Here is a 25,660-nt window from a genome sequence, read left to right as displayed (position 1 = left end):
AAGGACATCCGCAGTGATGCAACTCATCTGGAACGGCCTGATCGTCGGCTCGTTCTACGCACTCGTCGCGCTCGGCTACAGCATGGTCTACGGGATCATCAAGCTGCTCAACTTCGCGCACGGCGACATCTACATGCTCGGCGCCTTCGCCGGCTTCGCGACCCTGTCGGCCTTCGGGATCTCGAACGAGACCTCCATCCCGCTGCTGCTGGTCATCATGCTGCTCTCGATGGTCACCACCGGCCTGATCGGCGTCGGCATCGAGCGCATCGCCTACCGGCCGCTGCGCAAGAGCCCGCGCCTCGCCGTGCTGATCACCGCCATCGGCGTCTCATTCACGCTCGAGTACGCGGTGCGGCAGATCTTCGGACCCAACCCCGAGGCGTTCCCGGTGCGACTCGAGTCCACCGGCTTCGACTTCGCCGGCATGCGCATCACCGGCGCGCAGATCGTGCTCGTCGTGATCGCGGCCGGCCTCATGCTGGTGCTCGCGCACATCGTCGAGCGCACCCGCCAGGGGCGCGCGATGCGCGCGATCGCCCTCGACCCGCAGGGTGCACAGCTGATGGGGATCAACGTCAACCGCGTGATCGCCACCGTCTTCTTCATCGGCTCGGCGCTCGCCGGCGCCGCAGGAGTCATGGCCGGCGCGTACTACGGATCGATCGACTTCATGATGGGATTCATCATCGGCTTGAAGGCGTTCACCGCGGCGGTGATCGGCGGCATCGGAAACCTCTACGGAGCGATGCTCGGCGGATTGCTGCTGGGGCTGCTGGAGTCCTTCGGCTCCGCCTGGTTCGGTGGCGAATGGCGAGACGTGTTCTCGTTCGCGTTCCTGATCCTGTTCCTCACGTTCAAGCCGACCGGCATCCTCGGTGCCCGCGTCGTAGAGAGGATGTGACATGTCCCGTTCCGCACTGACGCGCGACGCCGCGCTGCGCGCCCCCTCGCCGCTCTTCGGCCGACCGGCTCCCGCGCGCGGCGTCTTCACCTCCAACACCGGGTTCTTGCGGGCGCTCGGCGGGCTGGGCATCGTGCTGCTGGCCGTGCTGCCCTTCCTCGACGCCTCGCGGTACACGATCTCGATCGCCACCAGCGCGCTGATCTACGTCATGCTCGCGATGGGGCTCAACGTCGTGGTCGGCTACGCCGGCCTGCTGGATCTGGGATACATCGCCTTCTTCGCCGTCGGCGCCTATGTCTCGGGCATCTTCACCACCGTGCTGGGCTGGCCGATGTGGGCCGCACTGCCGGCGACGGTGCTGGCGTGCATCCTCGCCGGCATCATCATCGGCGCACCCACACTGCGATTGCGCAGCGACTATCTCGCGATCGTCACGCTCGGCTTCGGTGAGATCATCCGCATCACCGCGAACAACCTCGAGATCACCGGCGGGCCCTCGGGCATCCACGGCATCCCGACGTGGACGTTCGGAGGGTGGAGCTTCGCCGACGGATTCACGATCTTCGGGCTGCACTTCCCCGAGCGTGTGGTGTTCTACTACTTCGTCGCGATCGTCGTCGTCCTCGTCGGCGTGATCGGCGCGGGTCGATTGGCCAAGGGCAAGCTCGGCCGGGCATGGAAGGCCGTGCGCGACGACGAGGATGCCGCCGAGGCGATGGGCATCAACACCTACATCGCCAAGATCACCGCGTACATCATCGGCGCCGTGTGGGCGGGGCTGGCCGGTCAGCTGATGGCGACGCATCTGTCGGCGATCAGCCCGAACAGCTTCATGTTCCTGTACTCGGCCCTCATCCTGATGGCGGTCGTGCTCGGCGGCATGGGCTCGACGCCCGGCGTGATCATCGGTGCGCTGTTCGTCTCGCTCGCCCCCGAGCTGCTGCGGGACTTCTCGGAGTGGCGCTTCCTGATCTTCGGTGTGCTGCTCGTGGTGGTCATGCTGTTCCGCCCGGCGGGACTGTGGCCGGCGACAGCCGTGCTGCCGTGGCTGAAGAAGAAGCGACCGGTGCCTCCGGCGACCGCGGGGTTCATGGCTGTTCCTCCGCCGACGTCCAACGAGGACCTGGAGACGATCGACGACGAGGAGGAGGAGCGATGAGCGCGCTGCTGGAGGTCAAGGACCTTCGCCTGCAGTTCGGCGGCGTCAAGGCCGTCGACGGGCTGAGCTTCTCGGTCGATCACGGCGAGATCCTCGCGGTGATCGGTCCCAACGGCGCCGGCAAGACCAGCGCGTTCAACTGCATCTCGGCGTTCTACCTGCCCACTTCGGGCTCGGTGGTGTTCGACGGCAACGACATCGTGCGCGCCGCACCGCCGATCTGGCGGTCGCTGCGGCTGCTCGATCTGCTGCAGAGCTTCGGGTTCTACCGGGTGCTGCCATCGCGGGTCACCAAGTGGGGCATGGCGCGCACCTTTCAGAACCTGCGCCTGTTCCGCGAGCTGACCGTGCTCGACAATGTCAAGACGGCCATGCACGCGAACCTGCGCGAGGGCTTCTGGGCGACGCTGCTGCACACACCCGGTTACCGTCGGGCCGAGCAGGAGTGCGCCGAGCAGGCGCGCGGCTGGCTCGACTTCGTCGGCTTCACCGGCGACGAGAACCTCTACGTGACGCAGCTGCCGTACGGTGAGCAGCGACGCGTCGAGATCGCCCGTGCGCTGGCGACCTCGCCGAAGATGCTGCTGCTCGATGAGCCGGCCGCCGGCCTGAACTTCAACGAGAAGCAGGCCCTCATGCAGCTGATCCGCCGGATCCGCGACCTGGGCGTCGCCGTGGTGCTGATCGAGCACGACATGGGCCTGGTGATGGAGCTGGCCGAGCGCATCGTCGTGCTCAACTACGGCAAGGAGATCGCCGAGGGCACCCCCGAGCAGATCAAGAACGACCCGGTGGTGATCGAGGCGTACCTCGGTGTCGAGGACGAGCCGATCGACGACACGAAGCTGACGACCGGCACCGTCGATCTGTCGCTGCTGGAGAAGAACCGCGAGGAGAAGCGCTGATGAGCACGCTGACGGTCGAGGCGGCGGACGTCTACTACGGGCGGGTGCACGCGCTGCGCGGACTGAGCTTCGAGGTGCGCGAGGGCGAGATCGTGTGCCTGCTGGGCAACAACGGGGCGGGCAAGTCGACCACGATGAACATGCTGTCGGGGCTGGTCCGGCCGAAGTCCGGCACCGTGCAATGGGGAGACCTGGATCTGGCGACGGCCAGGCCGTGGGACATCGTCTCGGCCGGGCTCATCCACGTCCCGGAGGGGCGTCGCATCTTCTCGACGATGACCGTGCATGAGAACCTGCTGCTGGGCGGGTACACGGTGAAGGATCAGAAGCAGATCGGCCGGCGGGTCGACGAGGTGTACGCGCTGATGCCCCGTCTTGCCGAGCGCCGCAAGCAGCAGGGCGGAACGCTCTCGGGCGGCGAGCAGCAGATGGTCGCGATCGGGCGCGCGCTGATCGGCGGGCCGAAGCTGCTGCTGCTCGACGAGCCGTCGATGGGCCTGGCGCCGCTGGTGGTCAAGCAGGTCATGGAGACGATTCAGGCGGTCAACGCGCAGGGCACCACGGTGCTGCTGGTGGAGCAGAACGCGCGGGCCGTGCTGAAGATCGCCGATCGCGGCTACGTCGTCGAGACCGGCAGCGTGACCATGTCGGGTCCGGCCGCGGAATTGGCGGCGGATGCCCGGGTGATCGACGCCTATCTCGGCGGCTGACGCGAAGCGGGTTCGGATGCTGACAAGCACTCCTCACAACGCGTAGAATGTAACATGGTACTCATCGGATCGTGATGGGTCGGTTCGTCGTGAGGGAGCGTGAGCAGTGCGGATCATCGTGATCGGCGCGGGGGCCGTGGGCGCCGCGTGCGCCCTGGCACTCACCGAGGCCGGCGCCGAGGTGATCGTGCTCGACCGCACGGGCGTCGCGGGGGAGACCTCCAGCCGCTGCGAGGGCAACATCCTCGTCTCCGACAAGGCTCCGGGGGCCGAGGCGCTGATGGCCGTCGAGGCGAACCGCGCCTGGCGGGAACTCGCCGAGCGGCTCGACGCCGACCGCGTGCCAGGCCAGCCGGCCACCGAGTTCGAGGCGAAGGGTGGCGTGGTCGTCGCGTTCGCCGGGGGAGCGGAGGCACTGCAGCGCTTCGCCGCCGGGCAGCGCGAGATCAGCATCCGATCCGAGGCGCTCGACGAGCGCAGCCTTCGCGCCCTTGAGCCGCACCTCTCTCCCGAGGTCGCCGCCGGCGTGCACTATCCCGACGATGCGCAGGTGCAGCCCAGTCTCGCGACGCAGGCGATGCTCGCGCGGGCTCGGCATCTGGGCGCGCAGCTGCGGATCACCGAGGTCACCGGCGCCGTCGTCGATGGCGACCGGGTGCGCGGCGTGCTCACCGCGGAGGGACGCATCGACGCGGATGCCGTCGTGAACTGCGCGGGCCCCTGGGCGGGCGAGGCCGCGGCGCTGTTCGGCGCCGCGCTCGACATCCGCCCGCGACGCGGCACGATCCTGGTCACCACGGCGATGCCGCAGCGGGTGTTCCACAAGGTGTACGACGCCGACTACGTCGGTGCGGTCGGATCGGGGGATGCTGCGCTGCAGACCTCGACCGTGGTGGAGTCGACCCCGGCGGGCACCGTGCTGATCGGATCGAGCCGCGAGCGGGTGGGATTCTCGAGCGACGGGCTCCTCGCTCCGCTGGCGGAGGTCGCGGCGAAGGCGAGCAGGCTCTTCCCTTTCCTCGCCGACACCATGCTGCTGCGCACGTACTACGGCTTCCGGCCGTATGCCCCCGACCACCTGCCGGCGATCGGCGCCGATGCCCGCATCGCGGGACTCTTCCACGCGGCAGGCCACGAGGGTGCAGGCATCGGGCTGGCGCCCACCACCGGGGCTCTGATCGCGCATGCCGTGCTCGGCACCGACGCACCGCTCGATCCGACGCCGTTCCTGCCGTCGCGCCCCACCCTGCAGGGGGTGGCCGCATGAGCCGTGTCGTGCTTGCGTCCGGCGTCCAGGTCGCAATGGACGTCCAGGTCGCAATGGATGCCGGTATCGAGGCCGCCCCCGCAGCTCAGGTCGCAATGGATGCCGCTATCCCGGCGCGGAAGCGGCATCCATTGCGACCTGGAGTACGGAACGGCAGGAGGAGCGGGCGATGAGCATCAGCATCCGATTCGATGGCGACGACCTGCGCGGACGCGACGGTCAGACGATCGCCGGCGTGCTGCTGGCCAACGGCCGGCGCACCTGGCGCGACGCGCAGGGCGCCGAGCGCGGCATTTTCTGCGGCATCGGCATCTGCCAGGACTGCGTGCTGACCGTGAACGGCGTCGAGGGCGTGCGCGCCTGCCAGCGCACCGCCTGCGAGGGCGACGTGATCGAGCGGGAGTCGCGCGCATGACCCGCGTCATCGTGATCGGCGCGGGGCCTGCCGGGCTCGCGGCGGCGGCATCCGCCTCGGCCGCCGGGGCCGAGGTCGTGCTCGTCGACGAGGGCGAGCGCGTCGGCGGACAGTTCTGGCGGCATCATCCCGACTTCACCGACCCGCGGCTGCAGCACCAGCTCGGACGGTTCGGCACCCTGCAGCAGTCGCTGAGAGACGTGCGGATGCTGGCATCCACGAGCGTCTGGCGGGTGGAGACCGACCCGCTGCGCGTGCACGTGCTCACGGGGCCGGCCGACGGCGCCGACCGACGCGGCGAGACCCTCGAAGCGGATGCCGTCGTCGTCGCCACCGGCGCGCACGACCGCGTGCTGCCGGTGCCCGGCTGGACGCTCCCCGGCGTCACCTCGGCGGGCGCCGCGCAGGCGATGGCCAAGCGCGATGCGCTGACGCTCGGCGAGCGCACCGTCGTCGCCGGTGCCGGGCCCTTCCTGCTGCCGGTCGCGCAGAGCATCGCGCTGCTCGGCGGGGAGATCGCCGAGGTCGTCGAAGCCGCATCGGTCGGCACGATCCTGCGCGGGTGGGGAGCCCGCGCGTGGGAGCTGTCGGCCGCCGTCGGCAAGGCGGGAGAGCTCGGCTCGTACGTGGCGTCGCTGCTGCGCCACCGCACGCCGTACCGCTTCGGCAGCGCGGTCACCCGCATCCACGGATCGGATGCCGTCGAGGCCGTCACCGTGCAGCGCCTCGACCCGCAGTGGCGGCCCATCGCCGGGACCGAGCGCACCGTCGAGTGCGACTCGGTGGCGCTCGGACACGGATTCACTCCGCGGCTCGAGACGGCGATCCAGTCTGGATGCCAGATCTCGGCCGACCGGTTCGTGACAGTCGACTCGCAGCAGCTCACCAGCATCCCCGGGGTCTACGCGGCCGGTGAGATCACCGGGATCGGCGGGGCCGACGCGGCGCTCGCCGAGGGCGAGATCGCGGGGCTCGCCGCCGCGGGCATCCCGGGCGCCGACCTGCGCTACAGGGCGCCGCTCGCCGCCCGCCGCCGGATGCGCGCGTTCGCCGCGCGGCTTGCCGTGCACGGCATCCGCCCGGGGTGGACCGGATGGCTGCGCGACGACACGATCGTATGCCGCTGCGAATCAGTGCCGAAGGCATCGATCGACGAATACGCCGACGCGTCCTCGCGCGGCATGCGGCTGGCCACGCGCGCCGGACTCGGCGCCTGCCAGGGACGCACCTGCGGGCGCAGCGTGGCAGACATCCTCGGCGCCCTTCGACAAGCTCAGGGACCCACGAGCTTCGACCACCGCCCCGTGCTGTCGTCGGTTCGCATCGGCGAGCTCGCCGCCCTCGCACAGTGCGAGGATGGCGCACAGACACCCCAGACCGAAACCCCAGGAGGAAGCTGATGCGCGCACGCCGAACCATCCAGGCCGTCGACTCCCACACCGAGGGGATGCCGACGCGGGTCGTCACCGGCGGCGTCGGGCGCATCCCCGGCGCGACGATGAACGACCGCCGCCTGTACGCCATGGAGCATCTCGACGGGCTGCGCGGGTTCCTCATGAACGAACCGCGCGGGCACGCGGCCATGTCGGGTGTGCTGCTGCAGCCGCCCGCCCGCGACGACGCCGACTGGGGGATCGTGTTCATCGAGGCATCCGGATTCCTGCCGATGTGCGGCCACGGCACGATCGGAGCGGCCACGGTGCTCGTCGAGACCGGCATGGTCGAGGTCACCGAGCCGATCACCGAGATCCGCCTCGACGTGCCCGCCGGGCTGGTCATCGCCCGGGTGCAGGTCGAGAACGGCCGCGCGGTCGACGTCACCATCGAGAACGTGCCGAGCTTCGTCGATCGGCTCGACGAGCGCATCGAGGTGCCCGGTATCGGCGAGATCACCTACTCGGTCGCGTTCGGCGGCAACTACTACGCCCTGGTCGATCTCGACCAGGTGAGTCTGCCGTTCGATCGAGCGCGGCAGGACGACATCCTGCAGGCCGGGCTGAAGATCATGGATGCCATCAACACGCAGGCGCCGCCCGTGCATCCGGTGCTGCAGGGAGCGAACCACGTGCACCACGTGGAGTTCATCGCCCCGGGCTCAGACGCCGTCCGCTCGCGCCATGCGATGGCCATCCATCCCGGCTGGTTCGACCGCTCGCCCTGTGGCACCGGCACCAGCGCGCGCATGGCCGAGCTGCATGCGCGAGGCGAGCTCGCGGTCGACACGCCCTTCGTGAACGAGTCGTTCATCGGCACGGAGTTCACGGGTCGGATCGTCGGCGAGACCACCGTCGGCGACCGGCCCGCCATCATCCCCACCATCACCGGACGCGCCTGGGTGACCGGGCTCGGCCAGTACCTGCTCGATGAGAACGACCCGTTCCCGGAGGGCTTCGTGTTCTAGCCCGCACCGGGGCCCGCTCCGCGCTCCGCGCTGGGCGCTCCACGCGGAGAAGTGCGCTTCGCGCGGACAGCATCCGACTTTCCCTCCGCGGCAGGCGCACATTCCCGCGGCAGGCGCACACACCAGACCCGCGACTGAGATCACCAGGAGAGAACCGTGACCGAGAACCAGAACATCGACGCCGTCGCCGCTGCGGCCGCAGCCGCCTCGCGCCCCTTCGCTCGCACCAGCCCGCGCGATCGGGGCGCAGCCCTCGTGGCAGTGGCGGATGCCCTCGACGCCACCGCCCCCGAGCTGATCGACATCGCGATGCGCGAGACCGGCCTCGCTCAGGCCCGTCTCACCGGCGAGCTGCGCCGCACCTCGTGGCAGCTGCGTCTGTTCGCCGACACGATCGTCGACGGCGCGTATCTCGACGCGCGCATCGACGACGCCGACCCCGAGTACGTCATCGGCCCCCGTCCCGATCTGCGTCGGATGCTGGAGCCGGTCGGCCCGGTGCTGAACTTCGCGGCATCCAACTTCCCGTTCGCGTTCTCCGTCGCCGGCGGCGACTCGGCCGCCGCGCTCGCCGCCGGCTGCCCGGTCGTGGTGAAGGCGCATTCCGGGCATCCGGAGCTCTCCCGCCGCACCGCCGAGGTCGTCGCGGGTGCGCTGCGCGAGGCCGGGATGCCCGAGGGCGTGTTCCAGCTCATCAGCGGACAGCAGAACGGCGTCGATCTGCTGAAGGACGAGCGCATCCGTGCCGGGGCGTTCACCGGCTCGACGCACGTCGGTCGCATGCTCGCCGATATCGCGGCATCCCGCGAGGTGCCGATCCCGTTCTACGGTGAGCTCGGCAGCGTCAACCCGGTCTACGCGACCTACGCCGACGACGCGCTGCTGGACGGCTTCGTGGCCTCGGTGTCGGGTTCGGCGGGACAGCTGTGCACCAAGCCCGGCTTCCTGTTCGTGCCCGACGGGGTCGACCTCAATGCGGTTTCGGGGGCTGCGGCATCCGTCGACGAGCATCGCCTGCTCAACCCCGGCATCGGACGCGCGTTCTCGCAGCGCCGTGACGACGTGCTGGGCGCCGACGGGGTGACCGTGCTCTCGCAGGGCGAGGTTCGCGTCGACGACGCAGGGCAGACCTATGCGACGCCCACCGTTGTGACCGTCGACGTCGACACACTGACGCAGAACCGTGAGGCGCTGCTCGAGGAGTCGTTCGGTCCGCTGTCGGTGATCGTGCGCTACGCCGATCGCGCAGCGCTGCCCGCGCTGCACACCGAGCTGTTCCCGGGCAACCTGACCTCGACGCTGCACGCCCGCGCCGAAGAGCTCGCCGACGAGTCGCTCGCCCCGCTCGTGGAGGCACTGGCCGAGACCAGCGGACGCGTGCTCTTCGGCGGCTGGCCGACCGGCGTCTCGGTGACTCCCGCCATGCAGCACGGCGGCCCGTACCCGGCGACCACGAGCGATGCGACCAGCGTCGGCACGGCGGCGATCACGCGCTTCCTGCGCGGGGTCTCGTACCAGGGCGCCCCGCAGGCGCTGCTGCCCGCGCCGCTGCAGGACGCGAACCCCTGGGATGTCCCGCAGACCCGCAGCGCCGCCGGCCGTTCGACGACCTGGGGCTCGTTCGCCCGCTGAGACCTACTCACCCTTCCGCCGAGGCCCCTCCTGGTCGTCGACGCCCCCTCGTGGTTGCGCAAACGCGAGGGGGCGCGGACGACCAGAGGGGGCCTCGGCGGGGTCAGACGACGGCGCCGGCGCGGATCACCGCGGTGCGCGCGTCCTGACGCCAGAGCGCCGAAGGGTCGGCGAGGGGGTCGGATGCCAGCAGCACGGCGTCTCCATAGGCGCCGGCGGTCAGGTGGCCGAGCGCCTCGTCGCCGATGAGCTCGGCGTTCACCGCGGTCATCGACCGCAGGGTCTCGGCTGCCGAGCTCGCCTCGATCTGCAGGCGGATGCCCGCGAGCTGGTCGTCTTCGAGGTCACCCATCAGATCAGTGCCGAAGCCGACGCGCACACCGGCCTCGTGGGCCAGGCGCACGGCATCCTGTCCCTTGGTGAGCACCTCGGTGTTCTTCGCGAGCGACACCGCGTTCAATCCGATCTCGGTGCCGCGGCGGTCCATCGCGTCGTACGCGGCGAGGGTCGGCACCAGGAACGCACCGGCCTCGGCCATCAGCGAGGCGGTCGCCGCGTCGATGAGGTTGCCGTGCTCGATCGACCGCACCCCGGCGGCCACGGCGTGCTGCACGGCCTCCGACGAATACGCGTGCGCGCACACGTACGAGCCGCGGCGCGTCGCCTCGTCGACCACGGCGCGCAGCTCGTCGGCGGAGTACTGCGGGATGCGGATCGGGTCGGTGAGCGAGAAGACGCCTCCCGAGGCCATCACCTTGATCGCGTGGGATCCGGTGCGCAGCCGTTCGCGCACCGCGACGCGCAGATTGTCGACGCCGTCGACGATCTCGCACATGTGACCGTGCGAGAAGCAGACGTCGACGTGCGCCGAGCGGGGGTCGCCGTGTCCGCCGGTCTGGCTGAGCGCCGGCCCGGTGAAGTGGTAGCGGGGCGAGGGGAACAGCTCGGCGTCGATGGCCTGCGCCAGGCCGATGTCGCCGCCGGCGACGTCTCGCACCGTGGTGAATCCGCGCTGCAGGGCGCGGCTGAGGCGGCGGGCGCCGTTGAGCGCGGCGTAGCTGAGGGGGCCGCGCTCGTTCTCGAGACCGTCCATGCTGGTCGCATAGGCGTGGAAGTGCGCGTCGATGAGACCGGGGACGAGCCAGCCTCCGGTGGCGTCGAGCACCTCAGCATCCGATGCGGGCGCGGACGCGACCCGGCCGTCGACGATGTGCACGTCGCGCGGCTCGAATCCGTCGCCGTCCCAGACGTGCGCGCCGGTGATCGAAAGGGATGCAGCAGACATGAGGTCCTCCGGTGGGTAGAAGCGAGTCAGCGCAGGCTGAAGCCCGTGGCGAGCGGGTCGCCGGCATCGAGTTCGAACGTCGACGATCCGACCCGGTAGGCGGTGCTGCGCACCTCGGGGATGACTCCGGATGCCGTGCGCTCGGCGATCCGCGCATGGAAGCGCGTGTCGATGATCGAATCATGCGTGAGGGTCTCACCGTCGGCGAGCTCTCCGGTCGCGGCGAGCAGCGCGACCCGCGCGGCGGTGCCCGAGCCACACGGGCTGCGGTCGACCGCGCCGTCGGCGAAGACGGTGATGTTGCGCTGCCAGGGGCCGTTCTCAGTGCGCCCGAGGTCGTCGAAGAGGATCGTGCCGTAGACGCCCGAGAGGCGGCCATCGGTCAGTTGCGCCACCGGGTACTCGTTGAGAGCCCACTTGATCTCGCGGCCGATGGCGATCAGATCGGTGGTGTGCGCCGGGATCACTTCGAGCCCGACGGCGGATGCCGGCAACGTGGCGTACACCGCCCCGCCGAACGTGAGGTCGACCTCGACCTCACCGCGTGAGGTCTGCAGTCGGATGCCCCGTGCCAGCATCCGCGATTCGACGTTGCGGAAGACGATCTCGTCGATCCGTCCGTCGCTCTGGCGCACGAGTGCCTGCACGCGTCCGCTGGGGACGTCGATCGTGACCGCGGTCTCGCCGTCGGGGTCGGAGGGCACGCGCCCGGTGCGCACCGCCCAGGCGCCCAGGGCGATCGTGCCGTGCCCGCAGGCGGTCGAGAAGCCGTCCTTGTGCCAGAACAGCACGCCGAAGTCGGCGCCGTCGTCGTCGGGCGGCGTGATGAAGCCGCCGTACATGTCGTCGTGGCCGCGGGGTTCGAGGCAGAGGAAGCGGCGAATGGCGTCGGCTTCGCCGCCGATCGCCTCGACCCTGCGCTCGGCGACCGTCGCGCCGTGCGTGGGAACGTTCTCGACGATGCGGAACGGCTCTCCGGCGGTGTGCCAGTCTTCGGTGGTCCAGCGCATGATTCAGACGGCCAGACGGGCGACGGCGAGGTCCTGCCAGCCCATGCCGCAGGTCTTGACGATGCGGGGTCGGTCGGATGCCGGGGCGACGGCGCCGGTGAGCAGTTCGTTCATCGTGACCAGGTCGTCGTAGCGCAGCATCCCCGCCTCGACGGCGACGATGACGTCGCCCGCCTCGGCACGCGCGACGCGACGACTCTCCACGACCACCTGCGAGCGCCCGACGAGGACGGGGTCGAGCTCGGTGCGGTCGCGTTCGTGCGAGCCGATCGCAACGATCGTGGCGTCGTCGCGCACCATCTCGGAGGGGAACAGCGGCTCGGACGCCGTCGTCGCGCACACGATGAGCGTCGCGTTCGCAATGTCGTCGACGGTGCCCGCGCGCATGTCGGCATCGGGTGCGTAGCCGCGTGAGGCATCGACAGCGGATGCTGTGCGCGCGGCATCCCGGCCGATGATGCGCACCGAGCGCAGAGGTCGGATCGCGGCGAAGGCCTCGACGTGGCGGATGGACTGCGGGCCGGTGCCGATGACGACGAGGTCGGCGGCGTCCGGCTCGGCGAGTACGTCGGCGCACGCGGCTGAGACAGCGGGGGTGCGGATGCTGGTGAGTGCGGTGCCGTCGAGGATCGCTGTGGGGGCGAGGGTGGTGCCGTCGACGAGGATGTAGACGGCCTGGATGCGCTCGAGGCCACGCTCGGGGTTGCCAGGGGCCACGGTGGCGAACTTCTGTCCGACCGCGCCGGCGGCCGCGGCGGGCATCAGCAGCAGCTGGCCGTTCGGCACGTCGAGGATCTGACGAGCGAGGTCGTCTTCGGGGTCGAAGCCGTCGCGCAGGGTGATCTGGATCGCTTCGATCGCGGCGGACATGCTGATGCGCTCTTCGAGCTGCTGGGCGCTCACCAGAGTGAGGTCGGCGATGACGTCGGGCATGCTCCTCAATCTAGGTGAGGAAACGTAATATGTCACGTTCTATCCGCCAGCGCGGGGGAGCTGCCTCGATTCGCGCGCCGCGCCCGCGATGTCGTAAGCTGGACGACGGTGACGTGTCCGAGCGGCCGAAGGTGCAACACTCGAAATGTTGTGTAGGTAACCCCTACCGCGGGTTCAAATCCCGCCGTCACCGCCAGATGTCGAGGGCCCCGACCTGCCAGTGTTCACTGAAAGGTCGGGGCCTCGTCGTTTCCGTGCTCCCGCGCGCACGATCGGCCGCGTGGCGCGCTGCAGGCGGCTGAAGGTCTTCCCGGCATGGGCTCGGCGACGTAGCATTCAGAGCGTCCGCCGTGCCGAAGGAGGCTGCCGTGGCACAGCACACACTCGACCTGCCCGAGGTGGATCTGGTCTACGACGTCCACGGGCCGCTGCCCACCGCGGATGGGCGGCCGCCGCTGGTGATGATCGGCCAGCCCATGGATGCGAGTGGATTCCGCGACCAGGTGCGCCTGTTCGAGGACCGCACCGTCGTCACCTACGACCCGCGTGGGCTGGGCAGGAGCCGGCGCAAGGACGGGCGGGTGACGAATGAGCCCGAGACCCAGGCTCAGGACGTGCACGCGATCATCGAGGCCCTCGGCGTCGGCCCCGTGCAGATGTTCGCCAGCAGTGGCGGCGCAGTGACCGCGCTCGCGCTGGTGACCGCGTATCCGCAGGACGTCTCGACACTGGTCGCGCATGAGCCGCCGATCGACTGCGTCCTGCCGGACGCCGATGCGGTCCAGCGCGCCCGCGAGTCGTACACCCGCGTGTATCAGGAGCGCGGATGGCGAGCGGGGATGGCGGCCTTCCTCGCGATGACGGCATGGGAGGGGGAGTTCACCGACGAGTACGCCTCCCTGCCGGCACCCGATCCGGCCACATTCGGGATGCCGGCCGACGACGACGGCTCGCGGGACGACCCGCTGCTGTCCGATCGCTCTTGGGCGGTGACCCTGTACCGGCCCGATCTGCAGACGCTGCAGTCGTCGCCGACCCGGATCGTCGTCGCCGTGGGGCGAGAATCACGGAACGTGTACACCGGGCGCACCGCGCTCGCGCTCGCCGAACAACTCGGTCAACAGGCGACGGTCTTCCCCAGCCACCACGGCGGATTCATGGGCGGCGAGTTCGGCTATGCGGGCGAGCCCGAGGCGTTCGCCGCGAAGCTGCGGGAAGTCCTCGACGACGAGTGATCGCTCGTCACCGGTAGTACGGGTATCCCGGGTACTGGTACCCAGGCGCCCAGAACGGACCCACTCCGTAATAGTCGAGGATGCCGGCGTAGTTCTCGCGCTGCCTGACGAGCTCGGGGTCGTACGCGGGGGCCCCGGCGACATGCTCGCGGGTCTGATCGATGCGCACCTCGTCCTCGGTGACCGCGGTGATCGCGTCGACGGGCATGAAGGTCTTGTCCTGGCCGATCCCGAGGAACCCTCCCGAAGCCACCTCGAGGAACCGCACCTTGCCCTCGTCGTCGTCGATGAGCAGGTCCTTGATCGTGCCCAGCTCCTCCCCGTCGCGGTCGCGGACGGTGCGCCCGCGGATGTCCTCGTCGGTCGAACTGATGCGCTCAGCGCTCTCGCTGAGCTTGATCAGCCCTCCTGCGTCGCGTGCGTTCATGATGCTCCTCTCATCGTGGCGGCCCGTCAGCTCTCGCCGGACCCCGCCGCATCCGACTGCGCGCCGTCCACGACGCCGATGCCCACCGCCTGGTGGTCCGGCTGCGGGTCGTGCTCTTTCGGCGCCTTCGGCTCTTCGCCGGGTTCCTTCTCTGTGCTCGGCTCCTCGACCTCCCGTGCGTACTCGCCGGGTGCGGTGCTGTCGTCCTGCTGCTCGGTGCCGCTCATGAGAAGCTCCCTTCTGTCTGTCCCCAGGGTGCCAATCCGGCGGTGAAGTGTGGCCCCCGTTGACATGCCATGCCCGAAGAGCTAGGCGGCGCTTCCGCTCCCTCGACCTGCTCGGAGCGTTCTTCTGAGCCGTTCTGCTCAGGCCCCGCTCTCGTCCCGCCCGGCCCACCAGCCGATCACGTGGCCGATGTGCCGATCCATCACAGCCTCGGCGCCCGCGGCGTCGCCGGCTTCGAGCAGATCGAGCAGCTCGTGGTGCTCGGCGGCCGACTTCGACAGCTCCTCGGTCGCGAGCATGCCGGCAAGGCCCGGCAGGCGGGTCTCCTTGCGCAACTGCGAGATCAGGCTCGTGAGGCGCGGGTTGTCGCTGTGCGCGTTGACCGCCTGGTGGAAGGCGCGGTCGGCCTCGAGGTAGGTCGTCAGGTCGCCCTGCGAGGCGCCCTCGACGATGGCGTCCGCCATGGCGCGCAGGTCGGCGTAGGCGTCGGCGGGGATCGCGCCCGCGAGCTGTCGCACCAGCGGCGGCTCGAGCAGGCGCCGCACGGCGACGATGTTCGCGATGTCCTCATCGCGGATGGTGGTCACGCGGAAACCCTTGTTGCGCACGGCCTCGACGAAGCCGAGCTTCTCGAGGTTGAGCATCGCCTCACGCACCGGTGTCGCCGAGACGTTGAAGCGCGCTGCCAGGGCCGGTGCCGAGAACAGCTCTCCGGGAGCCATCTCTCCTGAGCGGATCGCCGCCTCGAGGGCGACCTCGACGCGCTCACGCAGGTTGAGCACCGGCTGGAGGGGGGTGACGACGGAGGGATGCGACATGAGTGGCCTCTCAAAGAGGTGTAGGCAGTGCCATTTGGTATGACACTGCCTACGAAACTAGCAGGGCTCAGGCGCCGTAGCCCTTGGCTGCCGCCTCCTTGGTGTCGGCGATGATCTGATCGGCGACGTCCTTCGGCAGCGGAAGGCGCGGCGGACGGCAAGGCCCACCGTACAGACCGAGAACATCCATCGACAGCTTGATCGACTCGACGAACTCGGTCTTGGTGTCCCAGCGCAGCAGCTTGTGCAGGTCACGGTAAACGACCTTGGCCCGCTCGAGATCGCGCACGTCACCCGAGGTTGACAGTCGGTACAGCTCGACCGTGGCCTTCGGGATGGCGTTCGGGTAGCCGGCGACCCAGCCCACGGCACCGGCGATGCCCACCTCGAGCACGCTGTCGTCGGTGCCGATCAGGATGTCGATGCTCGGAGCGACCTCCTTGATCTCATAGATGCGGCGCGGGTCGCCGGTGAATTCCTTGACGCCCACCATGTGGCCGGCCTCGTGGATCCCGGCGATGAGGTCGGGCACCAGGTCGACCTTCGTGTCGATCGGGTTGTTGTATCCGACCACCGGCAGGCCGACGGCGGCGACCGTGGCGTAGTGGTGCTTGACCTGCTCGCGGTTCGCGCGGTAGGTGTTCGGGGGTAGCAGCATGACGCAGTCGGCACCGGCCTCTGCGGCCTGCTCCGCCCAGTGCGCCGACTGCAGCGCGCCGTACGCGCCGACACCCGCCATCACCGAGAAGCCCTCGGGGGCAGCGTCGACGGCCGTCTTGATCACCTGCGCGCGCTCCTGCTCGCTGAGGTTCTGGTACTCGCCGAGCGATCCGTTGGGTGCGATCCCGTCGCATCCGTTGTCGGCGAGGAACCGGACGTGTTCCGCGAACCGGTCGTAGTCGACGGAGAGATCCTCCTTGAACGGGAGGGCGGACGCGACGATCACGCCGTGCCAGGGAGCCTTCTGAGACATCCTCGTTCCTTTCCAGCTGTAGCGGCGGGGTCGCCGTCTATAACATGTAACATACTACACGACGGAGCGCATCCACTCTTCCAACCCGTCGGCATCGATCGGCAGACCGGCGCTGAGCACCTCGTGCCCGTCCTCGGTCACCACGACATCGTCCTCGATCCGCACGCCGATGCCGCGCAGCTCGGGTGGCACGGTCTCATCCCACGAGTGGAAGTACAGCCCCGGCTCCACGGTGAGGGCCATACCCGGGCGCATGGTCGCCTCGAAGTACTCCGCGTACGACGAGGCGCCGCAGTCGTGCACGTCCAGCCCGAGATGATGACCGACACCGCACACGATGTACCGCCGATGGTGCTGACCCTGCGCCGACAGTGCCTCATCGACTGACACCGGCAGCATCCCCCAGTCGCTGAGCCCCTGCGCGAGCACCTGCATGCACGCCGTGTGGAAGTCGCGCCAGTCGCGCCCCGGGGCGACCGCGGCCAGCCCCGCACGGTGCGAGCGCTCTACGAGATCGTGTACTTCGCGCTGGGCCGCGCTGAAGCGCCCGCTCGCGGGAAGGGTCCGCGTCACATCGGCGGTGTACCCGCTACGGTTCTCCACGCCCATGTCGAGCAGCAGCAGGGCATCCGGATCGACCGCACCCTCGGCGCGCACCCAATGCAGCACCGGAGCGTTCGCCCCCGAGCCGACGATCGAGGCGTATCCCGGCGCCTGCCCGACGGTGCGCGCGTGCCGGTCGAACGTGCCCTGCAGCCAGCGCTCGCCCCCGAACTCGATGGCACGCGGGATCTCCCGTCGCACAGCGGCGAATCCATCGATCGTGTGGGTCACCGCTGAGCGCAGTTCGGCCAGCTCCCAGGCATCCTTCTCGATGCGCAGTTCAGCCAGCGTGCGTGCGAGCAGCGGCGAGCGACGTCGACCGCCGACGCGGGCACCGGTGCCGGCGCCGGCGACGGCGTGCCCGGCGATCAGTGCGTCGTCGCGGACGCTCAGTTCGTCGAGCGGGCGCACGCGCAGAGCGAGAGCGGATGCCAGCTCGGCGACGCCCGGAAGCGGGCCGACCCACAATTCGCCATGCGCAGCATCCGCGTGGAACGCCGCAGCCCCCGGACGGGCCGGGGGAGTGATGTACAGCGTCGCATCGTGACCACCCGCGACGGGCGTCATCACCAGAACGCCATCCTCGACCGCGAATCCGGTCAGCCAGAGGAAGTCGCTGTGTGCCCGGAACTCGAAGAAGTTGTCGTGCACCCGCGCCTGGGCGCGTCCGGCCAGCACGAGCAGCGACTGCCCGGGGAGCGCGTGCGACAGCCGCTCGCGGTGCCGGCGGGCGGCGTCAGCCGCGCCGGGTTCGACCCGCGCCGTGCGGTCTGCGTCGCCCCAGCCCGTGCGCATCCACTCGGCGAAGCCGGGAGCCTTCGCCAGCGACGGCATCCGAGGGTCGGTCGTGGCCGAGCGCGGATTGGGGATGCTTCGCTCCCAGTCCACGACGTGAACGGTGTCGTCGTAGCGGGCGTCGTGATCGTGCGTGCCGGTCAATTCATCACTCCTGATCGTCGGTCGAGCGTGTGCGCGCCGTGCCCCCGAGTCGTCGCTCGAGTGCGGTGAAGAGACGGTCGGCAACGCCGGCGCGCGCGATGCCGTCGTGTTCGTGCTCGTTGGTCACCCAGGCGTGCAGACCGCCCACCTGCGCTGCCGTGTCCAGCGAGAGCCCGGCATCGACGTACATGTCGTCGAAGTAGACGACTGCTTCGACGGGCACCTCGTTCGAACCCAGACGCGCGTGATCGTACAGTTCGATGGGCCACTCCCGCGTCGCGAGCTCCTCGACGCCGGCGCGGAAGCCGCGCAGAGCCCTGATCTCGTCGAACATCCAGGGGAAGACCATCTCGCCGGTGAACAGCAGCGGGCGCGCAGACTCCGCGAAGTCCGGATGCCTGTCGCGCTCGGCCTGTGCCGCCCAGCCGGTGGGTCTCGCACCGTAGATGCTCTCCTGCAGCGCGATGAACAGCGGATTCGTCGCGAACGCCGTCGCCGAGCCGACCGTGGCGAGGAACGTATCGCTCAGCCGCGTCTCGGCGCGATCGGCGAACGCCTCGTCGAACAGCCAGTGCACCCGGTCGGCGCCCGGTGCCATTCCGAAGTCGAGGCCGAGGGTCTGCAGCCGCCGCACGGTGAGCCGGTCGCCGTCGGGCAGCCGCACGTCCTGCTCGTGGAGCAGATCGGCAACCGCGCCGATGCGCTCGGTCAGATGCGGGGCACGCTCACGGAACCGCCGGTTCTTGTCCGCAACGCGGGGGAACGTGCGCCGGTACACCTCGGCCGCGTCCGGATGCAGCGAGGGGAGTCCACCCGCGACGGCCGACGCGACGATCGCCTGCGGGGCCGTCGACAGATAATGCAGCGTGAGGAAGCCGCCATAGCTCTGACCGATCGTCCACCACTGCCGGCCCTCGTAGTGGGTTGCGCGCAGCGCCTCGAAGTCGCGCACGATCGAGTCGGCGCGGTGCAGGGACAGCCGCCGCGCGGCTTCGTCGGCCGGCATCGCCGCGAAGTCCGCACCCGAGAGCGGCGTCGATCGTCCGGTGCCGCGCTGATCGGGCATGATCAAGCGGAACCGCGACAGCGCAGCATCCACCCAGGCATCGCGGCTCAGCGGGCGGGCGCCCTTGCCGCCGGGCCCGCCCTGCAGGTGCAGCAGCAGCGGCAGGTCGTCGCCCCGACGCTCGGCGGCGACGAACTCGCGGGCGAAGACCTCGATGGTCTCGCCGTCGGGGTCGTCCCAGTCGAGCGGGACGGTCGTCCACACATCGCGGGCGACGATGTCGTCGCCGATGAAGTACTCCGATTCGCGGCTCACGGTCGACCGCACCTGCCTTTCCATGCCTGCTCCGAGGTGGCGACGCTCACGCCGAGCGCGTGCGCACGCGCGAGTCGAGCAGAGCGTAGAACAGATCCACGATGAGGTTCGACAGCGCCACGAACACGCCGCCGAGCAGCACGATGGCGATCACCACCGGACGATCCTGCATCGAGACGCTCGAGATCGCCAGCGCTCCCACACCCTGCAGACCGAACACCTGCTCGATCACGATCACACCACCGAGCATGAGACCGATGTCGATGCCCAGCTGGGTCACCAGCGGCGGCATGGCGCTGCGGAACGCGTGCACGTAGATCACCCGGCGTTCGGTGAGCCCCTTCGCCCGCGCGGTGCGCACATAGTCCTCGCCCAGCACGTCGAGCATCTGGCCGCGGGTCAGCCGGGCGTACACCGCCGCGGTCACCAGCGCGAGCGTCAGCCAGGGCAGCACCAGGTGCCACGCCCACTGCAGCGGATTCACGGTGAGCGGCACGTATCCCGACGGCGGGAACAGGTTGACGCCGAACCGTGTGGGCAGGAAGTACAGCGTGTACAGCGCGAGCATACCGAGCACGAAGGTGGGGAAGCTGATGCCGACCAGGGCGAAGCCCTGCCCGAGACGGTCGCGCACGCTGCCGGGGCGCTTGGCCGAGGCGAGACCGATCGGGATGCCGATCGCGAGCCACACGATGACACCGCCGAACACCAGCGACATCGTCACGGGAATGCGCGCCAGCACCAGATCGGCGACCGGGAGGTTCGAGCGGTAGGAGTACCCGAGGTCTCCCTGCAGCAGGTTGCCGAGGAAGAGCAGGTACTGCTCCCAGATGGGCTTGTCGAGGCCGAGGTTGACCCGGATCTGCGCCATGAGCTCTTCGGTCGCCTTGTCGCCGCGATGATGCGCGCCGGGTCGGAGGGGGTGACGTAGAACAGCACGAAGACGAAGATGCTCAGCAGGAACAGCACCAGCAGCCCGAAGCCGATGCGCGAGAGGATGTAGCGGATCATGCCCGTGCTCCCTTCGTCGAGGACGGATCGAGGGCGTCACGCAGACCATCGCCCAGCAGGTTGAACGTCAGCGTCAGGGTCAGCAGCGCGAGTCCGGGCACGAGCACCATCCAGGGCGCCACCATGTACATCGATCCGTTCGCCGCGTCGGCGAGCATGTTGCCCCAGCTGGGGGTGGGCGGCACAATGCCCAGGCCGAGGAACGACAGCGTCGCCTCGAACACGATCGCCGCGGGGATCATCAGCGTCGTGTAGACGACGATCGGCACCACGAGGTTCGGCAGCACGTCGCGGAACATCGTCGCGACCCCGGACTGACCCATCGAGCGGGCCGTCTCGATGAACTCCCGCTCGCGCAGGGCCAGCACCTGCCCGCGGATGACGCGGGCGAGTCCCGCCCAGCTGAAGAACACGATCACCGAGATCGACAGCTGCAGGCTGGGACCGAGCACCGAGACGGTCGCGATCGCGACGAGCAGGAACGGCACGCTCATGACCAGGTCGATCAGGCGGCTGAGCACGGTGTCGACGACGCCGCCGGCGAAGCCGGCGGTCATGCCGATGAGGATGCCGATGGCGGATGCCGCCAGCGAGGCGACCACGCCGACCAGCAGCGACACCTGCGCACCGTACGCGAGGCGCACGAACACGTCGCGCCCGAGCTGGTCGGTGCCGAGCAGGAACTCGGCGTTCGGCGCCACCGGCATGCCTGCCGGCGACAGTCCCGTCTCGCGGAACTGCTCGGTGGGTCCGTGTCCGGTCCACTGCGCGATCAGTGGAGCGCCCAGTGCGAACAGCACGATCAGCACGATGACGATCGCCGAGACGATGCTCGCCGGGTCGCGCCGCAGCCGACGCATCGTGAGCTGCCACGAGTTCTTCGCCTCCTGCGCGGCATGCTCGGCCCCTCGGGAGGGGAGCAGCAGGGTCAGGGTCTCCTTGGAGAACACGCTCATGCGCTGACCTCCTGCGACTCGAGGAACGAGGCGGCCAGCAGCCGCTTGGTGAACGGCTCGCGCGGCGAGCGGTAGATGGTCTCGGCATCGTCGAGCTCGATGATGCGGCCGTGCTCCATCACCGCGATGCGGTCGCACATGTGGCGCACGACGGCGAGGTCATGGGAGATGAACAGGTAGGTGAGCCCCAGGTCGCGCTGCAGATCATCGAGCAGCTGCAGCACCTGGGCCTGCACGGTCACGTCGAGAGCCGAGACGGGCTCGTCGAGGATCACCAGGTCGGGGTTGAGGGCGATCGCCCTCGCGATGCCGATGCGCTGGCGCTGCCCGCCGGAGAACTGGGCGGGGAAGCGGTTGTAGTGGGCCGGGTCGAGGCCGACCTGCTCGAGCAGCTCGAGCACGCGCTCGCGCCGTTCGCGTGCCGTGCCGATGCCGTGGATGCGCAGCGGATCCTCGACGATCGAGCCGATGCGGCGCTTGGGGTTCAGCGACGAGAACGGATCCTGGAACACGACCTGCACGCGCTGACGCATGCGCCGCCACTCCGGCCCTTTGAGGTGCGACAGATCGGTGCCGTCGAACAGCACCCTGCCCTCGGATGGCTGCACGAGTCCGGCGATCGTCCGCGCGAGCGTGGTCTTCCCGCAGCCGCTCTCACCCACCAGGCCGAGCGTCTCACCGCGGCGCACGTCGAGGCTGATGCCGTCGAGCACCGTGCGCTCCACGCCACGGCGCTGAGTGAACGCGAGGCTGACGCCGGCTACCTCGGCGATCGGGGCGTCGCGCTTTGCGGCATCCGACTCTGTGGCATCCGACTCTGTGGCATCCGACTCGGCAGCATCCGAGGGGGCGGTGTCGAGACGCCCGAGCGGCGCCTGCCGCTCGCTCTGCGTGAAAGACGACGACTCGATCAGTGAGATCGTGTACTCCTCGCGCGGGTTCTTGAAGACCTGTGCGCTCGGTCCGAGCTCGACCTGCTCGCCGTGGTACATCACCATCACCCGATCGGCGACACTGGCCATCACGCTGAGGTCGTGACTGATCATCAGCACCGTGGCGCCGAAGTCCTGCTTCATCTCGCCGAGCAGCTGCAGGATCTGCGCCTGCACGGTGGAGTCGAGGGCCGTGGTCGGCTCGTCGGCGATGATCAGCTTGGGATCGAGCGACAGACTCATCGCGATCATCACGCGCTGGCGCATGCCGCCCGAGAACTGGTGGGGATACGCGTCGAACCGCGAGGCGGCGTCGGCGATGTGCACCTTCTCGAGCAGCTGGATCGCCCGCGCCTTCGCCGCCTGCTTCGAGACCTTCTCATGGGCGCGGATCTGCTCGACGATCTGCCAGCCGACGGTGTACTGCGGATGCAGACTCGACAGCGGGTCCTGGAAGATCATGCTGATCTCCTTGCCGCGCCGGCGACGCAGCCGCTCGGGACTGAGCGTGAGCAGGTCCTCGCCCTCGAAGAGCACCGAGCCGCTGGTGACGGCGTTGGGGATGAGGCCCATCACCGACTGCACCAGCACCGACTTGCCTGACCCGGACTCGCCGACGATGCCGAAGAACTCGCCCTCTGCGACGTGGAACGAGGCGTCCTTGACGGCGTGCACGGTCCCGTTCTCGGTCGGGATGTCGACGCGCAGCCGCGATACTTCCAGAATCGACATGCGACTCCTCCTCAGATGAGGCCGCTGCGACGCCAGGGAATGGCGCCGCAGCGGCATCGGTCAGCGTGGGGTCACTTGCTCAGCCACACGTTGGCCCAGTCGCCGTTCTGCGCCAGGGCGTAGATCGCGAAGTTCTGCACCCGGTCGGAGTGGTAGTTCGCCTTCTTCTTGGCGGCGATGCTCACCACGGGGGAGTCCTCCATCACGGTCTGGTCGACCTGATGCCACAGCTCACCGGCTTCCTCCGGTGTGCTCGCCGCCAGTGCCTGCGCGGCCAGTTCGTTCGCCTCGTCGTTGTTGTAGTCGACGTAGTTGTAGGCCTGCGGAGTGCCGTTGAAGCTGAACTGCGGCTGGTACACGCTGCGGGCTGCACCGCCGACCCAGTCGGGCGACCAGCCGACCAGAGCGATGTCCCACTCGCCGTTCGTGGCGTTCTCGCGGTTGGTCATGAAGTTCGCGTAGTAGTCGGTCGGCGGCACCGGGAACAGCTCGACGGTGATGCCGGCCTCTTCGAGGCTCGCCTGCACGGTCTGCGCGATGTCGGGCTGCGAGCCCAGGTTGCGGTACGGGAACTTCAGCGTGAGGTTCTCGATGCCGGCGTCGGCGAGCAGCTGCTTGGCCTTCTCGGGGTCGGCCTTGCCGTCGCCGTCGCCATACAGCGAGAAGGGCTCGTGTCCGTTGATGCCAGGGCCGAAGATGCCGTTCGTCACGGTGGCGATCTCCTCGCCGCCCATGACCTGCACCACGGCCGCCTTGTCGATGGCATACTGCAGCGCCTGGCGCACCTCGACCTTCTGCAGCGCCCCGTCGTTGTTGTCGGTCTTGGTGTTGAACCACAGGAACTGGTCGACGCCGCCGTTCTCGAGCGTGGTGAACTTCTCGTCGCCGACGCTCGTGAGCTGCTGGATGTTCGCCGGGCTCGGCTGCAGGTCGAAGAGCATGTCGGCCGAGCCGGCCTGCAGCTGCTGCATGCCGGCATCCACCTCGATGCCCATCGTCATCTCGATGGAGTCGACGTAGGCCTTGCGCAGAGGGTCGCTGTCGGCGTTCCATGAGGGGTTGCGCTCGAGGGTCAGCTTGACGTCGGGCTTGTGCTCGGCAACCGTGTACGGCCCTGACGCGACGAAGTTGTTGCGGTACTCGGGGGAGTCCGGAAGATAGTCGAGCACCTCGACCGGCGCCGGGTTGGCGGTGGCCAGGCTGAGCATCGAGGTGAAGTCGGATGCCGGCTCGACCAGCCGGAAGACCACGGTCTTGTCATCCGGGGTCTCGACGCCGCTGATGTCGTTCGACTCGATGTACTCCTTCATCGGCTCGATCTCCGGCGCGACCGCGGCGAAGCCCTCGCAGTACTCGGCCATGCCCTCGATGAGCGAGATGAAGTAGCCGCCGAGCGCCGCCCCGATGTACGGGTTGCAGATGCGCTCGATGCCGCGCTCGACGTCGGCGGAGACGATGTCGCGGGCGCCGTCCGGAGCATCCCAGGTGGTGCCTTCGCGCAGCGTGATCGTGTAGGTGAGACCGCCGTCCTCGGGCTCGGGCACTTCAGTCGCGAGGTCGCCGACGAGCTCCGAGCGCTCGGCCGCGTCGTTGGATGCCTCGTAGCTGAGGATCGAACGCGAGATGGTGCGCGTGATGCTGTTCGAGGGCACGTAGGCGATCAGCTGCGGATCGATGTGGTCGGTGTCTCCGTTCGAGAGCACCTTGAGCGTGCCGCCGGTCTGCGGCTCGCCCGCCGAGCCGGTCGGATCCCCCTCGGCGGTGGAGCATCCGCTGAGGATCATGGCCGTAGCTGATGCCACGACCAGGGGAGTGAGCAGGGCCTTCTTCTTGCGAGTCATGGGTCGTCCTTGAGTCCTTGAATCGGGTGTCGCCCGTGGCTTCTTTCGGGCATGAGCCTGGCCGGCCCGTCAGTAACATAGCACATGTCACCCATCCAAGGTAACGTGTCAGAAAGCGGAATCGCACGTGCACACGCTTGTGTGCGGTGGGGCGAAAAAGCACCCCCTCGGAAGCGAGGAGGTGCTCAATCGACACCGCGCGGAAGACCGCAGCCAGGCGTTACCTCGGGTCGTTCCACGACCAGATGTCGTCGCCGCGCAGCGTCGCATCCGCTCCGCCGTCGTCGTAGATGATCTGACCGGCCATGTGGGTGTTCTCGACGCTCGTCAGCCAGATCAGCAGGTGCGCGATCGACTCGGGCGGCTGGTGGCTGTTCAGCGGCATCGGCACGGCGGCATCCACCATCTTCACGCCCTCGGGCGTCGACAGCAGCTTCTCGGTCATCGGGGTGAGCACGGTGCCGGGCGCGACGCCGTTGACGGGGATGCCGCTGCCTGCCCATTCGGGCGCGATCGACACCCGACGCACCCAGCGCGCCAGAGCGCGCTTCGACGACGGGTAGACCAGGTAGCCGGTCTCGGGGCCCTGTGCTGCGAGATCGGCGGCGATTCTCGTCGCACGCTCCTCGTCGCCGGCCAGCGCCGCCTCGACCATCTCGGCGGAATTCGGCTGCAGCGAGGCCATCGACGAGACCACCGCGACGCGGGGCGCGTCCGAGGCGAGCAGGCCGGGACGCAGCGCCTCGAGCAGCTCGGTGACGCCGAAGTAGTTGATCGAGATGGTCGCGGGGATCGGCGCCGAGATGCCGGCACACGCGATCACCGCGTCGATCGCGCCGTCGGCCAGCTGCAGGGTCTTGGCGGCGGCATCGGCCCGGCCCTGCGGGGCCGACAAATCGGCCTCCACCTCGGCATCGCGCAGATCGATGCCGATCACACGGTCGCCGCGTTCGCGCAGCAGCCTCGTGGTGGTGGCGCCGATTCCCGATGCGGAACCTGTGACGACGTAGGTGCGTGACATGA

At 69.2% G+C, this 25,660-nt stretch carries 24 protein-coding genes, 1 tRNA gene and 1 pseudogene; 11 read left to right on the top strand and 15 right to left on the bottom strand.

Features of this window, described 5'->3' with window-relative positions; genetic code table 11:
- Nucleotides 1-16 precede the first annotated feature (16 nt).
- From WDU99_RS10235 to WDU99_RS10195, 9 genes are all read left to right on the top strand, one after another.
- The gene (locus WDU99_RS10235; protein ID WP_337332352.1) at nucleotides 17-904 is read left to right on the top strand and encodes a branched-chain amino acid ABC transporter permease; all 888 of its coding nucleotides are present in this window, start codon (nucleotides 17-19) and stop codon (nucleotides 902-904) included.
- A 1-nt stretch (nucleotide 905) separates the two neighbouring features.
- On the top strand, nucleotides 906-2,066 hold the full coding sequence (locus WDU99_RS10230) for an ABC transporter permease subunit (protein WP_337332351.1): 1,161 nt from the start codon (nucleotides 906-908) through the stop codon (nucleotides 2,064-2,066).
- Nucleotides 2,063-2,971, top strand: coding sequence for an ABC transporter ATP-binding protein (locus WDU99_RS10225; RefSeq protein ID WP_337332349.1), 909 nt, complete (start codon nucleotides 2,063-2,065; stop codon nucleotides 2,969-2,971). The genes WDU99_RS10230 and WDU99_RS10225 overlap by 4 nt, the downstream gene beginning before the upstream one ends.
- Nucleotides 2,971-3,681, top strand: a complete 711-nt coding sequence (locus WDU99_RS10220; protein ID WP_337332348.1) for an ABC transporter ATP-binding protein — start codon at nucleotides 2,971-2,973, stop codon at nucleotides 3,679-3,681. The genes WDU99_RS10225 and WDU99_RS10220 overlap by 1 nt, the downstream gene beginning before the upstream one ends.
- 106 nt (nucleotides 3,682-3,787) lie before the next feature.
- On the top strand, nucleotides 3,788-4,948 hold the full coding sequence (locus tag WDU99_RS10215; protein WP_337332347.1) for an NAD(P)/FAD-dependent oxidoreductase: 1,161 nt from the start codon (nucleotides 3,788-3,790) through the stop codon (nucleotides 4,946-4,948).
- Between the two features lie 169 nt (nucleotides 4,949-5,117).
- Nucleotides 5,118-5,363 (top strand): (2Fe-2S)-binding protein, encoded by a 246-nt coding sequence (locus WDU99_RS10210; RefSeq protein ID WP_337332346.1) that lies wholly within the window; start codon nucleotides 5,118-5,120, stop codon nucleotides 5,361-5,363.
- Nucleotides 5,360-6,763: an FAD-dependent oxidoreductase gene (locus WDU99_RS10205; protein WP_337332345.1), complete on the top strand. Its 1,404-nt coding sequence runs from the start codon at nucleotides 5,360-5,362 to the stop codon at nucleotides 6,761-6,763. The genes WDU99_RS10210 and WDU99_RS10205 overlap by 4 nt, the downstream gene beginning before the upstream one ends.
- Nucleotides 6,763-7,764, top strand: coding sequence for a proline racemase family protein (locus WDU99_RS10200; protein ID WP_337332344.1), 1,002 nt, complete (start codon nucleotides 6,763-6,765; stop codon nucleotides 7,762-7,764). Before WDU99_RS10205 ends, WDU99_RS10200 begins: the two co-directional genes overlap by 1 nt.
- Before the next feature lie 156 nt (nucleotides 7,765-7,920).
- Nucleotides 7,921-9,396 (top strand): aldehyde dehydrogenase (NADP(+)), encoded by a 1,476-nt coding sequence (locus tag WDU99_RS10195; protein ID WP_337332343.1) that lies wholly within the window; start codon nucleotides 7,921-7,923, stop codon nucleotides 9,394-9,396.
- 103 nt (nucleotides 9,397-9,499) lie between these two features.
- On the opposite strand, the gene WDU99_RS10190 is transcribed toward WDU99_RS10195, so the two are convergent.
- Genes WDU99_RS10190 through WDU99_RS10180 form a run of 3 tightly spaced genes read right to left on the bottom strand, consistent with a single transcriptional unit; the run spans nucleotide 9,500 to nucleotide 12,624 of the window.
- Nucleotides 9,500-10,681 (bottom strand): metal-dependent hydrolase family protein, encoded by a 1,182-nt coding sequence (locus WDU99_RS10190; RefSeq protein WP_337332342.1) that lies wholly within the window; start codon nucleotides 10,679-10,681, stop codon nucleotides 9,500-9,502.
- A 26-nt stretch (nucleotides 10,682-10,707) separates the two neighbouring features.
- On the bottom strand, nucleotides 10,708-11,691 hold the full coding sequence (locus WDU99_RS10185) for a proline racemase family protein (protein WP_337332341.1): 984 nt from the start codon (nucleotides 11,689-11,691) through the stop codon (nucleotides 10,708-10,710).
- 3 nt (nucleotides 11,692-11,694) lie between these two features.
- On the bottom strand, nucleotides 11,695-12,624 hold the full coding sequence (locus WDU99_RS10180; protein WP_337332340.1) for an ornithine cyclodeaminase family protein: 930 nt from the start codon (nucleotides 12,622-12,624) through the stop codon (nucleotides 11,695-11,697).
- Between the two features lie 107 nt (nucleotides 12,625-12,731).
- Between WDU99_RS10180 and WDU99_RS10175 the strand changes: the two genes are divergently transcribed.
- Together WDU99_RS10175 and WDU99_RS10170 are read left to right on the top strand one after the other, a co-directional pair.
- Nucleotides 12,732-12,820, top strand: a tRNA-Ser gene (locus WDU99_RS10175).
- 172 nt (nucleotides 12,821-12,992) lie between these two features.
- Nucleotides 12,993-13,859, top strand: a complete 867-nt coding sequence (locus tag WDU99_RS10170) for an alpha/beta fold hydrolase (RefSeq protein WP_337332339.1) — start codon at nucleotides 12,993-12,995, stop codon at nucleotides 13,857-13,859.
- A gap of 7 nt (nucleotides 13,860-13,866) precedes the next feature.
- On the opposite strand, the gene WDU99_RS10165 is transcribed toward WDU99_RS10170, so the two are convergent.
- The 12 genes and pseudogenes from WDU99_RS10165 to WDU99_RS10110 form a co-directional block, all read right to left on the bottom strand.
- Nucleotides 13,867-14,286 carry a PRC-barrel domain-containing protein gene (locus WDU99_RS10165; RefSeq protein ID WP_337332338.1) on the bottom strand — a complete coding sequence of 140 codons (420 nt, stop codon included), beginning with the start codon at nucleotides 14,284-14,286 and terminating at the stop codon, nucleotides 13,867-13,869.
- Between the two features lie 26 nt (nucleotides 14,287-14,312).
- On the bottom strand, nucleotides 14,313-14,513 hold the full coding sequence (locus WDU99_RS10160; RefSeq protein ID WP_337332337.1) for a hypothetical protein: 201 nt from the start codon (nucleotides 14,511-14,513) through the stop codon (nucleotides 14,313-14,315).
- Nucleotides 14,514-14,651: 138 nt separating this feature from the next.
- On the bottom strand, nucleotides 14,652-15,329 hold the full coding sequence (locus WDU99_RS10155) for a GntR family transcriptional regulator (protein ID WP_337332336.1): 678 nt from the start codon (nucleotides 15,327-15,329) through the stop codon (nucleotides 14,652-14,654).
- Between the two features lie 67 nt (nucleotides 15,330-15,396).
- Nucleotides 15,397-16,302, bottom strand: coding sequence for a dihydrodipicolinate synthase family protein (locus WDU99_RS10150; RefSeq protein WP_337332335.1), 906 nt, complete (start codon nucleotides 16,300-16,302; stop codon nucleotides 15,397-15,399).
- A 54-nt stretch (nucleotides 16,303-16,356) separates the two neighbouring features.
- Nucleotides 16,357-17,844, bottom strand: a complete 1,488-nt coding sequence (locus WDU99_RS10145) for an aminopeptidase P family protein (RefSeq protein ID WP_337332334.1) — start codon at nucleotides 17,842-17,844, stop codon at nucleotides 16,357-16,359.
- A 4-nt stretch (nucleotides 17,845-17,848) separates the two neighbouring features.
- Nucleotides 17,849-19,189, bottom strand: a complete 1,341-nt coding sequence (locus WDU99_RS10140) for an alpha/beta fold hydrolase (protein WP_337332333.1) — start codon at nucleotides 19,187-19,189, stop codon at nucleotides 17,849-17,851.
- Between the two features lie 22 nt (nucleotides 19,190-19,211).
- Nucleotides 19,212-19,883 (bottom strand): ABC transporter permease, encoded by a 672-nt coding sequence (locus WDU99_RS10135; RefSeq protein ID WP_337332442.1) that lies wholly within the window; start codon nucleotides 19,881-19,883, stop codon nucleotides 19,212-19,214.
- A 51-nt stretch (nucleotides 19,884-19,934) separates the two neighbouring features.
- Nucleotides 19,935-20,176 (bottom strand): annotated as a pseudogene (locus tag WDU99_RS10130) (ABC transporter permease); the annotation flags it as partial.
- Nucleotides 20,173-21,132, bottom strand: coding sequence for an ABC transporter permease (locus tag WDU99_RS10125; protein WP_337332332.1), 960 nt, complete (start codon nucleotides 21,130-21,132; stop codon nucleotides 20,173-20,175). The gene WDU99_RS10125 and the pseudogene WDU99_RS10130, both read right to left, overlap by 4 nt.
- Nucleotides 21,129-22,796, bottom strand: a complete 1,668-nt coding sequence (locus tag WDU99_RS10120; RefSeq protein WP_337332331.1) for an ABC transporter ATP-binding protein — start codon at nucleotides 22,794-22,796, stop codon at nucleotides 21,129-21,131. Before WDU99_RS10120 ends, WDU99_RS10125 begins: the two co-directional genes overlap by 4 nt.
- Before the next feature lie 71 nt (nucleotides 22,797-22,867).
- Nucleotides 22,868-24,637 (bottom strand): ABC transporter substrate-binding protein, encoded by a 1,770-nt coding sequence (locus tag WDU99_RS10115; RefSeq protein WP_337332330.1) that lies wholly within the window; start codon nucleotides 24,635-24,637, stop codon nucleotides 22,868-22,870.
- A gap of 220 nt (nucleotides 24,638-24,857) precedes the next feature.
- Complete coding sequence (locus tag WDU99_RS10110; protein WP_337332329.1) at nucleotides 24,858-25,658, bottom strand: SDR family oxidoreductase; 801 nt, start codon at nucleotides 25,656-25,658, stop codon at nucleotides 24,858-24,860.
- Nucleotides 25,659-25,660 lie beyond the last annotated feature (2 nt).

Source organism: Microbacterium bandirmense (assembly GCF_037204185.1).
Taxonomy (GTDB): domain Bacteria; phylum Actinomycetota; class Actinomycetes; order Actinomycetales; family Microbacteriaceae; genus Microbacterium; species Microbacterium bandirmense.
Note: the sequence above shows the minus strand (reverse complement) of the source record. Positions and strands in the feature narration are given on the sequence as shown.

Bases quoted from the DNA above. Each gene is read 5' to 3' on its own strand.
- WDU99_RS10220 (WP_337332348.1), top strand. From the start codon at position 2,971: ATGAGCACGCTGACGGTCGAGGCGGCGGACGTCTACTACGGGCGGGTG.
- WDU99_RS10155 (WP_337332336.1), bottom strand. From the start codon at position 15,329: ATGTCGCATCCCTCCGTCGTCACCCCCCTCCAGCCGGTGCTCAACCTG.
- WDU99_RS10190 (WP_337332342.1), bottom strand. From the start codon at position 10,681: ATGTCTGCTGCATCCCTTTCGATCACCGGCGCGCACGTCTGGGACGGC.
- WDU99_RS10160 (WP_337332337.1), bottom strand. From the start codon at position 14,513: ATGAGCGGCACCGAGCAGCAGGACGACAGCACCGCACCCGGCGAGTAC.
- WDU99_RS10120 (WP_337332331.1), bottom strand. From the start codon at position 22,796: ATGTCGATTCTGGAAGTATCGCGGCTGCGCGTCGACATCCCGACCGAG.
- WDU99_RS10115 (WP_337332330.1), bottom strand. From the start codon at position 24,637: ATGACTCGCAAGAAGAAGGCCCTGCTCACTCCCCTGGTCGTGGCATCA.
- WDU99_RS10235 (WP_337332352.1), top strand. From the start codon at position 17: ATGCAACTCATCTGGAACGGCCTGATCGTCGGCTCGTTCTACGCACTC.
- WDU99_RS10210 (WP_337332346.1), top strand. From the start codon at position 5,118: ATGAGCATCAGCATCCGATTCGATGGCGACGACCTGCGCGGACGCGAC.
- WDU99_RS10125 (WP_337332332.1), bottom strand. From the start codon at position 21,132: ATGAGCGTGTTCTCCAAGGAGACCCTGACCCTGCTGCTCCCCTCCCGA.
- WDU99_RS10230 (WP_337332351.1), top strand. From the start codon at position 906: ATGTCCCGTTCCGCACTGACGCGCGACGCCGCGCTGCGCGCCCCCTCG.
- WDU99_RS10150 (WP_337332335.1), bottom strand. From the start codon at position 16,302: ATGTCTCAGAAGGCTCCCTGGCACGGCGTGATCGTCGCGTCCGCCCTC.
- WDU99_RS10135 (WP_337332442.1), bottom strand. From the start codon at position 19,883: ATGTCGCTGGTGTTCGGCGGTGTCATCGTGTGGCTCGCGATCGGCATC.
- WDU99_RS10165 (WP_337332338.1), bottom strand. From the start codon at position 14,286: ATGAACGCACGCGACGCAGGAGGGCTGATCAAGCTCAGCGAGAGCGCT.
- WDU99_RS10225 (WP_337332349.1), top strand. From the start codon at position 2,063: ATGAGCGCGCTGCTGGAGGTCAAGGACCTTCGCCTGCAGTTCGGCGGC.
- WDU99_RS10200 (WP_337332344.1), top strand. From the start codon at position 6,763: ATGCGCGCACGCCGAACCATCCAGGCCGTCGACTCCCACACCGAGGGG.
- WDU99_RS10185 (WP_337332341.1), bottom strand. From the start codon at position 11,691: ATGCGCTGGACCACCGAAGACTGGCACACCGCCGGAGAGCCGTTCCGC.
- WDU99_RS10110 (WP_337332329.1), bottom strand. From the start codon at position 25,658: ATGTCACGCACCTACGTCGTCACAGGTTCCGCATCGGGAATCGGCGCC.
- WDU99_RS10205 (WP_337332345.1), top strand. From the start codon at position 5,360: ATGACCCGCGTCATCGTGATCGGCGCGGGGCCTGCCGGGCTCGCGGCG.
- WDU99_RS10140 (WP_337332333.1), bottom strand. From the start codon at position 19,189: ATGGAAAGGCAGGTGCGGTCGACCGTGAGCCGCGAATCGGAGTACTTC.
- WDU99_RS10180 (WP_337332340.1), bottom strand. From the start codon at position 12,624: ATGCCCGACGTCATCGCCGACCTCACTCTGGTGAGCGCCCAGCAGCTC.